5 protein-coding genes and 1 pseudogene are annotated in these 13,205 nt (G+C 60.1%); 3 read left to right on the top strand and 3 right to left on the bottom strand.

The features are described from left to right. Window positions 1–130: 130 nt before the first annotated feature. A complete protein-coding gene (locus ACA062_RS08690; protein ID WP_497456018.1) occupies window positions 131–1,594 on the bottom strand; it encodes a glyceraldehyde-3-phosphate dehydrogenase in 1,464 nt (487 codons plus the stop codon). Window positions 1,595–1,692: 98 nt separating this feature from the next. Then, window positions 1,693–1,845: a hypothetical protein gene (locus ACA062_RS08685; RefSeq protein WP_497456017.1), complete on the bottom strand. Its 153-nt coding sequence runs from the start codon at window positions 1,843–1,845 to the stop codon at window positions 1,693–1,695. Window positions 1,846–1,955: 110 nt separating this feature from the next. Here ACA062_RS08685 and mfd point away from each other — a divergent pair, with 110 nt between their 5' ends. Genes mfd through ACA062_RS08670 form a run of 3 tightly spaced genes read left to right on the top strand, consistent with a single transcriptional unit; the run spans window position 1,956 to window position 8,687 of the window. Next, complete coding sequence (mfd, locus tag ACA062_RS08680; protein ID WP_497456016.1) at window positions 1,956–5,405, top strand: transcription-repair coupling factor; 3,450 nt, start codon at window positions 1,956–1,958, stop codon at window positions 5,403–5,405. Between the two features lie 10 nt (window positions 5,406–5,415). Next, window positions 5,416–5,991, top strand: a complete 576-nt coding sequence (locus ACA062_RS08675) for a CsiV family protein (protein WP_497456015.1) — start codon at window positions 5,416–5,418, stop codon at window positions 5,989–5,991. Between the two features lie 5 nt (window positions 5,992–5,996). Then, window positions 5,997–8,687 (top strand): SNF2-related protein, encoded by a 2,691-nt coding sequence (locus ACA062_RS08670; RefSeq protein ID WP_497456014.1) that lies wholly within the window; start codon window positions 5,997–5,999, stop codon window positions 8,685–8,687. 1,191 nt (window positions 8,688–9,878) lie between these two features. Here the strand turns inward: ACA062_RS08670 and ACA062_RS08665 are convergent. Next, window positions 9,879–13,174 (bottom strand): annotated as a pseudogene (locus ACA062_RS08665) (DEAD/DEAH box helicase). Window positions 13,175–13,205 lie beyond the last annotated feature (31 nt).

The following is a 13,205-nucleotide window of genomic DNA, read 5'->3' as shown; positions in this document are numbered from 1 at the left end:
GCCGCCGAACCCTGTGGGAGCGGGCTTGCCCGCGATGAGGCCTGCGCAGACAACCCACCCGCACCCGCCCAAACCCCACAAACGAAAACGCCCCGACCAAAGCCGGGGCGTTTTCATTTGCCGCTAATGCTTAGCGCGGAAACGCTGGCGGGTTCACACCGGCCATGTCTTCCATCACACGCACTACCTGGCAGCTGTAACCGAACTCGTTGTCGTACCAGACGTACAGCACAACGCGGTTGTCCTGAACGATGGTCGCTTCAGCGTCCACCACGCCTGCGTGGCGCGAGCCGACGAAGTCGGTGGACACCACTTCCTGCGAATTGACGTAGTCGATCTGCTTGTGCAGATCGGAGTGCAGCGCCATATAGCGCAGGTACTCGTTCATCTCTTCACGGGTGGCGGCTTTCTCAAGGTTCAGGTTGAGAATGGCCATCGACACGTTCGGCGTCGGAACACGGATCGCGTTACCGGTCAGCTTGCCGGCCAGCTCAGGCAGGGCCTTGGCAGCAGCAGTGGCAGCACCGGTCTCGGTGATCACCATGTTCAGCGCGGCGCTACGGCCACGGCGATCGCCTTTGTGGAAGTTGTCGATCAGGTTCTGGTCGTTAGTGTACGAGTGAACCGTTTCGACGTGACCGTTGATGATGCCGAACTTGTCATTCACAGCCTTCAGCACCGGCACGATAGCGTTGGTGGTGCAGGAAGCGGCGGACACGATCTTGTCGTCAGCAGTGATTTCGCCGTGGTTGATGCCGTGAACGATGTTCTTCAGCTTGCCTTTGCCAGGCGCGGTCAACACAACGCGGTCGATACCCGGGCACGCCAGGTGCTGGCCCAGGCCCTCGGCGTCACGCCATACACCGGTGTTGTCCACCAGCAGCGCGTCTTTGATGCCGTACTGGGTGTAATCCACTTCAGTCGGGTTTTTCGCGTAGATAACCTGGATCAGGTTGCCGTTGGCGGTGATGGTGTTGTTGGCTTCATCAATGGTGATGGTGCCATCGAACGGACCGTGCACCGAGTCGCGGCGCAGCAGGCTGGCACGCTTGACCAGGTCGTTCTCGGCGCCCTTGCGGACCACGATGGCGCGCAGACGCAGGCCGTCGCCACCACCGGTTTTCTCGATCAGGATACGCGCCAGCAGACGGCCGATACGACCGAAGCCGTACAGGACAACGTCGGTACCGGTACGGCCGGAACCGTTTTGCTTGCCGACCACATCGGCCAGCTCGTCACGGACGAAGTCTTCGGCGCTGCGGCCATTGCCTTCGGCCTTGAACTTGACGGCAAGCTTGCCCAGGTCGACCGAAGCGGCGCCCAGCTTGAGCTCGCTCATCGCCTTGAGCAGCGGGAATGTTTCGTGGACGGACAATTCGCTGTCATCGGACTGGCGATGACGGGCAAAGCGGTGAGCTTTGAGAATCGCGATGACTGAACGATTGATCAGGCTGCGGCCATAGATCGAGCTCACCACGTTGTTATTGCGGTAGAGCTGACCGATAAGCGGAATCATCGCTTCTGCGAGTGCTTCACGGTCGATCCATTCACCAAGACACTGGTCGGGCTTCTGAGTCACGGGAACCTTCCACATGTAGGGGCAGAAAAAAGGGGCTACATTATGCCGCCGAGTGGCTCCCGTAGCAATGCGCGCCTGTCGCGCAACCAGTAACAACTTTTCCTTCAAAAAAATCACGCATCGCTCCAGCCCAGTAAAAACGTGGCCTGCAGCCGAGTCAAAATTTTGGAGACAGCGCTGCCTTGTCCGTAACCATCCGTAACACCGGTTGCTTTTGCCACTACATAATCGGTCATTTTTCCTGAAAAACCGCCCGGTTTTGTCATTACCACTACATTTGTCCCATTGCGTAATAGACACAGTCTGCAACTGACAGGCGGCACCCAGGACCGTTACAATTACCGACTTTGTCGCAACGCTTGGAGCTCAACCTTCCGTGCCCGTTCTGCGTCTACCGCTTCTCCCTGCCGCGGCAGGTAAACAGCACTGGGGCAACCTGCCCGGTGCCGCCCTGAGCCTGGCCATCGCCGAGGCTGCCAGCGCAGCCAAGCGCTTTACCCTGCTCGTGACCGCCGACAGCCAAAGTGCCGAACGGCTGGAACAGGAGCTGAGTTTCTTCGCCCCGGATTTGCCCGTACTGCATTTCCCGGACTGGGAAACCCTGCCCTACGACCTGTTCTCGCCGCACCAGGACATCATTTCCCAGCGCATCGCCGCCCTGTACCGGCTGCCGGAGCTGAGTCATGGCGTGCTGGTGGTGCCGATCACCACAGCCCTGCATCGCCTGGCGCCGACCCGATTCCTGCTCGGCAGCAGCCTGGTGCTGGACGTCGGCCAGAAACTCGACGTCGAGCAGATGCGCACCCGGCTTGAGGCCAGTGGCTATCGCTACGTCGATACGGTGTACGAGCACGGCGAATTCACCGTGCGCGGCTCGCTCATCGACCTGTTCCCGATGGGCAGCAAACTGCCCTACCGCATCGACCTGTTCGACGACGAAATCGAGAGCCTGCGTACCTTCGATCCGGAAAACCAGCGGTCCATCGAAAAGGTGGACACCGTTCGCCTGCTGCCGGCGCGAGAGTTTCCGCTGCAAAAGGATGCGGTCACGCGCTTCAAGGCGCGGTTTCGCGAGCGCTTCGATGTCGACTTCCGGCGCTGCCCGATCTTTCAGGACCTGAGCAGCGGGATCACCCCGGCCGGTATCGAGTACTACCTGCCGCTGTTCTTCGACGAAACCTCGACCCTGTTCGATTACCTGCCCCAGGACACCCAGGTGTTTTCCCTGCCGGGCATCGAACAGGCGGCGGAAAACTTCTGGAACGACGTGCGCAATCGTTATGAAGAGCGCCGCGTCGATCCGGCGCGTCCTTTATTGCCGCCTGCCGAATTGTTCCTGCCGGTGGAAGATTGCTTTGCCCGCCTGAAGAACTGGCCGCGTGTCGTCGCCAGCCAACAGGACGTGGAAACCGGTGTCGGCCGCGAGCGCTTCCCCGCTCGCGAACTGCCGAACCTGGCCATCGAAGCCAAGGCCAGCCAACCGCTGGCGGCGCTGGCCAGCTTCCTCGACGAGTTCCCCGGGCGCGTGCTGTTTACCGCCGAGTCCGCCGGCCGTCGCGAAGTGCTGCTGGAATTGCTTGAGCGCCTGAAGCTGCGACCGAAAACCGTCGACAGCTGGCCGGACTTTGTCGCCAGCAAAGAGCGTCTGGCGATCACCATCGCGCCGCTCGACGAAGGCCTGGTGCTCGACGACCCGGCCCTGGCCCTGGTCGCCGAAAGCCCGCTGTTCGGCCAGCGCGTGATGCAGCGCCGGCGTCGCGAAAAACGCGCCGATGCCAATAACGACGCGGTGATCAAGAACCTCACCGAGCTGCGCGAAGGCGCGCCGGTGGTGCACATCGACCACGGTGTCGGGCGTTATCTGGGCCTGACCATTCTTGAGATCGACAGCCAGGCCGCCGAGTTCCTTACCCTCGAATACGCCGAAAACGCCAAGCTGTACGTGCCGGTGGCCAACCTGCACCTGATCGCCCGCTACACCGGCAGCGACGATGCCCTGGCCCCGCTGCACCGCCTCGGTTCCGAGACCTGGCAGAAAGCCAAGCGCAAAGCCGCCGAACAGGTGCGCGACGTGGCCGCCGAACTGCTCGACATCTATGCCCGCCGCGCCGCTCGCGAAGGTTATGCCTTCGAAGACCCGAAAGCCGATTACGCGACCTTCAGCGCCGGCTTCCCGTTCGAAGAAACCCCGGACCAGCAAACCACCATCGATGCGGTGCGCAGCGACATGCTCGCGCCCAAACCGATGGATCGCCTGGTCTGCGGCGACGTCGGTTTCGGCAAGACCGAAGTGGCGATGCGCGCGGCGTTCATCGCGGTGCACGGCGGCCGGCAGGTGGCGATCCTGGTGCCGACCACCCTGCTCGCCCAGCAACACTACAACAGCTTCCGCGACCGCTTTGCCGACTGGCCGGTGACCGTGGAAGTGATGAGCCGCTTCAAGTCGACCAAGGAAGTCAACGCCGCGGTCGCGGACCTGGCCGAAGGCAAGATCGACATCGTCATCGGCACGCACAAACTGCTGTCCGACGACGTAAAGATCAAAAACCTCGGGCTGGTGATCATCGACGAAGAGCACCGTTTCGGGGTCCGCCAGAAGGAACAGCTCAAGGCCCTGCGCAGTGAAGTCGACATCCTCACCCTGACTGCGACGCCGATTCCGCGCACGCTGAACATGGCAGTGTCGGGCATGCGCGACCTGTCGATCATCGCCACGCCACCGGCCCGCCGCCTGTCGGTGCGGACCTTCGTGATGGAGCAGAACAAGAGCACGGTCAAGGAGGCCCTGCTGCGTGAGCTGTTGCGTGGCGGTCAGGTCTATTACCTGCACAACGACGTGAAGACCATCGAGAAATGCGCGGCCGACCTCGCCGAACTGGTGCCCGAAGCGCGGATCGGCATCGGCCACGGGCAGATGCGTGAACGCGATCTCGAACAAGTGATGAGCGACTTCTACCACAAGCGCTTCAACGTGCTGATCGCCTCGACCATCATCGAGACCGGCATCGACGTGCCGAGCGCGAACACCATCATCATCGAGCGGGCCGACAAGTTCGGCCTGGCGCAGCTGCACCAACTGCGCGGCCGGGTCGGTCGCAGCCACCACCAGGCGTATGCTTACCTGTTGACGCCGCCGCGCCAGCAGATCACCCCGGACGCGGAAAAGCGCCTGGAAGCGATCGCCAATACCCAGGACCTCGGCGCGGGCTTCGTACTCGCCACCAACGACCTGGAAATCCGTGGCGCCGGCGAATTGCTCGGCGACGGTCAGAGCGGGCAGATCCAGGCCGTCGGTTTCACCCTGTACATGGAAATGCTCGAGCGCGCGGTGAAGTCGATCCGCAAGGGCGAACAACCGAACCTCGATCAGCCGTTGGGCGGCGGTCCGGAAGTCAATCTGCGGGTACCGGCGTTGATTCCGGAAGACTATCTGCCCGACGTGCATGCGCGACTGATCCTGTACAAACGCATTGCCTCGGCCGCCGATGAGGAAGGCCTCAAGGACCTGCAAGTGGAGATGATTGACCGCTTCGGCCTGTTGCCGGAGCCGACCAAGAACCTGATGCGCATCACCGCGCTGAAATTGCAGGCCGAGCTGCTGGGCATCAAGAAAGTCGACGGCGGCCCGCAAGGCGGCCGGATCGAGTTCGCCACCCAAACGCCGGTCGACCCGCTGACCCTGATCAAACTGATCCAGAGCCAGCCCAAACGCTACAAATTCGAAGGCGCGACGATGTTTAAATTCCAGGTGCCGATGGAGCGCCCGGAAGAGCGCTTTAATACTGTAGAGGCGCTGTTCGAGCGCCTCATTCCGAAAACTGCTTGAAGGACGCCGCATGCGCCTGTTTCGCTCACTGACCCTGATGACAGTTTTGATGTCGCTGCTCGTCCCGACGGCATTTGCCGATGATCTGTATCAGGTCGAAATGATTCTGGTGCGGCAAAACGCGGTGCCCGCCATTGTCAGTCGCGCCGCGCCGGAAGACTGGGCGGCCGGCGCCCAGCGCATCGACCCCGACAGTTTTCGCACGCCGAGCCTCAATCCCGAAGTGGAAAAGCTCACCGCCAGCAACGACTACACGGTGTTGCTGCACAAGGCGTGGCAGCAGAACCTCGGTGAAGAAGCCAGCAAAGTCGCGATCAGCGAGGGGGCGGAACAATTCGGCCAGTTCCCGATCGAGGGCACGTTGAGCCTGAAACTGGGGCGCTTTACCGACGTCGACGCGGATTTCTGGGTCAACCAGATCGACGCCAACGGCATGGTCACTGCCAGCGAACGCCTGAAGCAGGAAAGCCACACCAAGAACGGCCAGCTGAACTTCCTCGACAACGGCCACCTCGGCCTGCTGATCAAGATCACTTCGCTGACCGCCCCTGCGCCTCGGCCAGTCCCCGATGAAATTCCGGACTGATCGACGTGTCCCCGACCCTGAGCAAACCCCTGGCACCTTCCTGGGTCAGCCGATTCAAGGAACAGAGCCTGGAGCGTGGCCGCCGCTACGCCCTGGAAAATCGCGTCAGGATTGTCGAGGCCGGCGACGCCACCATCATCGCCGCCTGCGAAGGCTCTGGCAGTAACGTTTACCGTCAGACCATTCGCCTGCGTGAGTCGGCCAAAGGCACGTTACTGATGATCGACGCCCATTGCACGTGCCCGGTCCACAGCAACTGCAAACATTGCGCGGCGGTGCTGCTGCAAGTGCAGGAAACCCTCGCCTACCCGGCTGCGGCCAAAGACGCCGAGCTGCTGGAAAAACTCCAGGCCGTATTGGAAAACCGCAGCCCGAAAGCGCCGCAAGTGCTGGTGGACAATGTGCAACCGGTGCCGCGCCTGTGGCTGGCGAGCGTCGAGTTCAGCGCCTTCGAACCGCGCAACGGCAAGATGCAGCGCTACATCCAGCATCGCGCCGCACTGTCTTTCAGCTACCTGGATGAATACGTCAGCGGGCAGAAGAACGCCGATGTGCTGATTCGCCAGGAAACCCAGACACTGCGGATAAAACGTCATCCGGAAATTGAACAGTCCTACAGGGAACAGTTGCGAATCCTCGGCTTCAAGGTCGCCACCCGGCAAAGCAAAGCCTTGCCGGAAAGCGCCGGCGAGCTGTTCGAGATGGTCAACGACAGCGCCTGGCTGACCTTCACCCTCAATGAGCTGCCGAAGCTGCGCGCCCAGGGCTGGGAGTTGCAGATCGACGAGGACTTCGGTTTCGACCTGACCGCGGTGGACGACTGGTACGCCACGGTCGAACAGGCACCGGAACGGGACTGGTTCGACCTGGAACTGGGGATCATCGTCAACGGTGAGCGGCTGAGCCTGCTGCCGATCCTGTTGAACCTGATGCGCTCCCACACCGAGCTCCTCAACCCGGAGCGCCTGGCGCGCCGGCGTGACGACGAACTGATCCTGGTGAACATCCCCCATCGCCCCAATTCCGAACACGGGCCGTTGCAAGTCGCCCTGCCCTTCGGCCGCTTGAAACCGGTGCTGGCGACCCTCGGCGAGTTCTATCTGCAAGAGCCCGGCGAGACCACCCTGCGCCTGAGCAAGGCCGACGCCACGCGCCTGAATCCGCTGGAAGACCTGCCGCTGCTGTGGGAAGGCGGCGAACAGATCCGCACCTTTGCCCAGCGCCTGCGGGACATCAAGGATCACACCGCCACCGCCCCTGAGGGTCTGAACGCCACCTTGCGACCGTATCAGCTGGAAGGCCTGAGCTGGATGCAGTCGTTGCGCCAACTGGAAGTCGGCGGGATTCTCGCGGACGACATGGGACTGGGCAAAACCCTGCAGACCCTGGCGCACATTCTCAGCGAGAAGAACGCCGGGCGCCTGGATCGGCCGTGCATGGTGGTGATGCCCACCAGCCTGATCCCCAACTGGCTCGATGAAGCGGCGCACTTCACGCCGCAACTCAAGGTGCTGGCGCTGTACGGCGCCAGTCGCAAAAAGCATTTCGACCAACTGGCCGATTACGACCTGATCCTCACCACCTATGCGCTGCTGCCCAAGGACGTCGAACGGCTGGCGGCGCAGCCGTTGCACGTGCTGGTGCTGGATGAGGCGCAGTACATCAAGAACCCCAACAGCAAGGCCGCCCAGGCCGCGCGCGAGCTGAATGCCCGCCAGCGCCTGTGCCTGAGTGGCACGCCTCTGGAGAATCACCTGGGCGAGCTGTGGTCACTGTTTCACTTCCTGTTGCCCGGCTGGCTTGGCGACATAAAAAGCTTCAACCGCGATTACCGCGTGCCGATTGAAAAGCGCGGCAGTGAAGTCCGGCTGCAACACCTCAACGGTCGGATCAAACCCTTCCTGTTGCGCAGGACCAAGGAACAGGTGGCCACCGAGTTGCCGCCGAAAACCGAGATCATCCACTGGGTCGAACTCAACGAAGCCCAGCGCGACGTGTACGAAACCATGCGCCTTGCGATGGACAGGAAAGTCCGCGACGAGATCACCCGCAAGGGTGTGGCGCGCAGCCAGATCATCATTCTCGAGGCGCTGCTCAAGCTGCGCCAGGTGTGCTGCGATTTGCGCCTGGTCAACGAAGCCACCCTGCCCGCGCGCGGCAGCACCTCGGGCAAGCTCGACAGCCTGATGGAAATGCTCGAGGAGTTGTTCGAGGAAGGACGGCGGGTGTTGCTGTTTTCGCAGTTCACTTCAATGCTGTCGCTGATCGAGGACGAGCTGACCAAACGCGGTGTCGCCTACGCCCTGCTGACCGGCCAGACCCGCGACCGGCGCACGCCGGTGAAGGACTTCCAGAGCGGCAAGCGTCAGATCTTTCTGATCAGCCTGAAGGCCGGTGGCGTTGGCTTGAACCTGACCGAAGCGGACACCGTGATCCACTACGACCCGTGGTGGAACCCGGCAACGGAAAACCAGGCGACCGACCGTGCGTATCGCATCGGCCAGGAGAAACCGGTATTCGTCTACAAGCTGATTGCCAGGGGTACGGTAGAAGAGAAGATCCAGCACCTGCAGAAAGAAAAATCCGACCTCGCCGCCGGCGTGCTGGACGGGCGCAAGGCCGGGGACTGGAAGTTGCAGAGTGATGATATCGAAGCGTTGTTTGCGCCGTTGCCGGAGAAGCTCGAGAAGCGCTGAGATCCGCGGCGCCTGGCAGATTGCTATCGCGGGCAAGCCCGCTCCCACAGGTTTTGAGTCGGTCACAACATTTGTGGTCAACACAGATCCTGTGGGAGCGGGTTTTGAGTCGGTCACAACATTTGTGATCAACACAGATCCTGTGGGGCAGGTTTTGAGTCGGTCACAACATTTGTGATCAACACAGATCCTGTGGGGCAGGTTTTGAGTCGGTCACAACATTTGTGGTCCACACAGATCCTGTGGGGCAGGTTTTGAGTCGGTCACAACATTTGTGGTCCACACAGATCCTGTGGGGCAGGTTTTGAGTCGGTCACAACATTTGTGGTCCACACAGATCCTGTGGGGCAGGTTTGGAGTCGGTCACAACATTTGTGGTCCACACAGATCCTGTGGGGCAGGTTTTGAGTCGGTCACAACATTTGTGATCCACACAGATCCTGTGGGGCAGGTTTTGAGTCGGTCACAACATTTGTGGTCCACACAGATCCTGTGGGGCAGGTTTTGAGTCGGTCACAACATTTGTGATCAACACAGATCCTGTGGGGCAGGTTTTGAGTCGGTCACAACATTTGTGATCAACACAGATCCTGTGGGGCAGGTTTTGAGTCGGTCACAACATTTGTGGTCCACACAGATCCTGTGGGGCAGGTTTTGAGTCGGTCACAACATTTGTGGTCCACACAGATCCTGTGGGGCAGGTTTTGAGTCGGTCACAACATTTGTGATCAACACAGATCCTGTGGGGCAGGTTTTGAGTCGGTCACAACATTTGTGGTCCACACAGATCCTGTGGGGCAGGTTTTGAGTCGGTCACAACATTTGTGGTCCACACAGATCCTGTGGGGCAGGTTTTGAGTCGGTCACAACATTTGTGGTCCACACAGATCCTGTGGGGCAGGTTTGGAGTCGGTCACAACATTTGTGATCCACACAGATCCTGTGGGGCAGGTTTTGAGTCGGTCACAACATTTGTGATCAACACAGATCCTGTGGGGCAGGTTTTGAGTCGGTCACAACATTTGTGATCAACACAGATCCTGTGGGGCAGGTTTTGAGTCGGTCACAACATTTGTGATCAACACAGATCCTGTGGGGCAGGTTTTGAGTCGGTCACAACATTTGTGATCAACACAGATCCTGTGGGAGCGGGCTTGCCCGCGATGGGGCCATTACTGAAGAAATCCGCTATCAGGACTTGAGATTGGGCAGCGGTGCAAACAATGCCTCAATATCACTCTGCTCAAGCTTCAACCCACCCGTCGTCCCACCTTCAAGCACCGCTTCGGCCAGAACGGCTTTCTCCTGCTGCAACGCCTGTATCTTTTCTTCCACCGTACCCCTGGCAATCAGCTTGTAGACGAACACGGGTTTGTTTTGCCCGATCCTGTAGGCGCGGTCGGTCGCCTGGTTCTCGACCGCCGGGTTCCACCACGGATCGAAATGGATCACCGTGTCCGCCGCCGTCAGATTCAGCCCGGTGCCACCGGCCTTCAGACTGATGAGAAACAACGGCACTTTACCGCTCTGGAAATCCTTGACCGGTGTGCGTCGATCCGTCGTTTCACCGGTCAGCAACGAGTAATCCAGGCCACGCTGCTGCAACTCTTCCTCAATCAAAGCCAGCATCGACGTGAACTGCGAAAACAGCAAAATCTTGCGGCCTTCGCTGAGCAGTTCTTCCAGCATCTCCATCAGGCTGACCAGTTTGCCGCTGCCCGAACGCAGGGCTTTGGCGGTGAGCGGCGTCTTGATCAACCGCAGATCGCAGCACACCTGACGCAGCTTGAGTAACGCATCGAGGATGATGATCTGACTGCGCCCAACGCCACTGCGGGCAATTTCGTCGCGGACCTTCTTGTCCATCGCAACCCGCACGGTTTCATACACATCCCGCTGCCCGTCGCTGAGATCAACCCAATGCACAATCTCGGTTTTCGGCGGCAGTTCGGTCGCCACCTGGTCTTTCTTGCGACGTAGCAAGAAGGGTTTTATCCGAGCGCTCAGGTGGTGCATCCGCGCGGTGTTGCCATGCTTTTCGATCGGCGTGCGGTAGTCGCAGTTGAAGGTTTTGCTGTCGCCCAGCCAGCCGGGCAACAGAAAGTGGAATTGCGACCACAACTCGCCGAGGTGGTTTTCCAGCGGGGTGCCGGACAGACACAATCGCTGGCGAGCCTGTAGATCACGGGCGGCTTGAGCGGCTTTGCTGAGCGGATTCTTGATGTTCTGCGCTTCGTCGAGAATCAGCACGCTCCAGACTTGCGGCTGCAAAATCTCCAGGTCCCGAGGCAGCAACGCGTAGGTGGTCAGCACCAGGTCGTATTCAGCAAGGCTGGCAAAGTCTTTTTGCCGTGCGGCGCCATGCAGCGCCAGCACCTTGAGCTGCGGAGTAAAGCGCAGGGATTCGTCGAGCCAGTTCGGGATCAGGCTGGTAGGCATCACGGCCAGTGCCGGATGATCGAGCCGGCCGGCCTGTTTTTCCGTCAGCAGGTGAGCCAGGGTTTGCAGGGTTTTACCCAAGCCCATGTCGTCGCCGAGGATGCCGCCCACTTCCAGTTCGCGAAGGGTTTGCATCCAGTTCAGCCCTTCAAGCTGATACGGTCGCAGGGTCGCTTTCAACCCTTCGGGCGCCGGGACGTGAGCATGGTTCGACTCACGCAGGCGCTTCGCAAAACTGCGCAGTCGCTCACCGCCCTGCCACACCAGTGGCACGCCTTCCAGCGCGCTCAGGCGCGCGGCATCCGGCAAACTCAGACGTAAGGAATCACCCAGATGGTCACCCAGGTACAACGCGCCCAAGGTGGCCATCAGCGGTTTGATCCGACCATAGGGCAGCGCGACTTTGCCATGGGGCTTGGCACCGAAACGCCCGTCGCCAAGTCCGATCAGCAACAGTTCATCATCGTTGCGTTGGGCCAAGCCTGGGTCCATCAACTGTGGCTGGCTGCGCAACAAATGCAGCAGGATGGGTAACAGACTGTGACGCTCGCCGTTGACGACGATACCCAGCTGCAGATCGAACCACTGGTGCCCCGACGCTTCCTCGACCTCGGCATACCACTCTTCTACAGCCTGCACGATGAAGTGAAAGTTTTCGCTGATATCGATCAGCCAGTTTTTCTGCCGCAGCGCCGGGACCCCGTCCTGCGCAAAGGCAAGCCAGGTCGCATCATCCGGCAGGGTGAACATTTCGCCGGGACGGTCCAGACTGCTTTTGCGCGTAGCCTTTTTGAAACCGTGTTTTTGCAGCGCCTGGCGCAGGGCTTTTTCGGCGACCGGGTTGCGCTGGATACGCTGGGTTTCAGTCCCGGAAAGGATCAACACCTCCGGGTTCCTGTCCGACACTGGATGGCCGTTGTAGGTGAACGCCAACGCGGCGCGGTGCTCGGGTTCATGCTGCCAGCGGACGTACCGCTTGCCGCTGGCGAGCACCAGATGAGCCTGAGGGAAAACGCCCTCGATGACCCGTTCCGTCAACGTATGCGGCGGCGGCGCAACTTGAGTCGCCGCTCTCATCCGATGGCTGAACTGCATGGCCTGGCGAGCCGGGATATCCGGGGCCAACGACAGGTGACACGCCAGTTTTTCATCCATCTCGCTGAACAGTGGCCCGATTTGCAGCCGCTCGCGATCCAGATAGTACAAGGGCTCCAGGGCCAGGATCGTTTCCACTGGCGCTTCGTCGCTGCCCCATTGCGGGCGGAAACTGCCGTTGGCTTGTTCGGCCCAGGCAAAAATTGACCTGTTCTGCGCATTCCTGGCGCCAAGGGTTGCGACTGTTCGAGATCGAGGAAAAGACGCGAGGTCCGCAACAGCATCTCAATAAGCTCGGCGCCGCTGCTGCCTTCCAATGGATAGCCGGCGTAATACGCGTGATGGGAGTGAACGGCGACTAACAGCCTGGCGATTCGAAGGTCGAGTTCCGTCAGGTAACCGGGTTGACGTATCAGCGTGTCCGACAGCGAGTACATCGACTTGATGTCTTGCAACACGCCACTCTTGAGTTGGCGGGCCTTGAAGATTTCAAGCGTCCACTTACCGGCAGTGGGTGTAGCCCTGAGTTTGTAAAACAGACGCGTACTTGTCCCCTGTGCCGGCTCATCGGCGCGATTGCTTGCAGAAGGAATACCGTCGATCCAGCGCTCCAGCTCACGATTCAAGTGAACAGCAGCAGGACTGTCAGTCGCCGCGACAGGAAGGTCCTGCAGGTGATAGATGACGGTTGCGCAGTGTTTGCAATCGATCACTACGGGGCATGAGCAGGAGCAGTCCAGCCCAAAATCGCCATTGGCGTCTTCGACCAGTTCGATGTGCTGTTCGTAGACGTTACCTTGGGAACCCCTGCAGGTTGCACGAACCAACACATCATCAAGTTCGAGAATGTTTACCCGATGTTCATGGGCATATCTGCGCGCCTTATCCAGAGCGCGATGACTGAACTCTTCCGCCCACGGCAGCTGTTGAATTTGCTCGATAATTGCAGACATACACTCGATGCTTTGGAAGATGAATGAGTGA

The organism is Pseudomonas sp. LBUM1679, assembly GCF_059695565.1.
The sequence above is the reverse complement of the archived record's forward strand: the minus strand, read 5'-3'. Positions and strand labels throughout refer to the sequence as shown.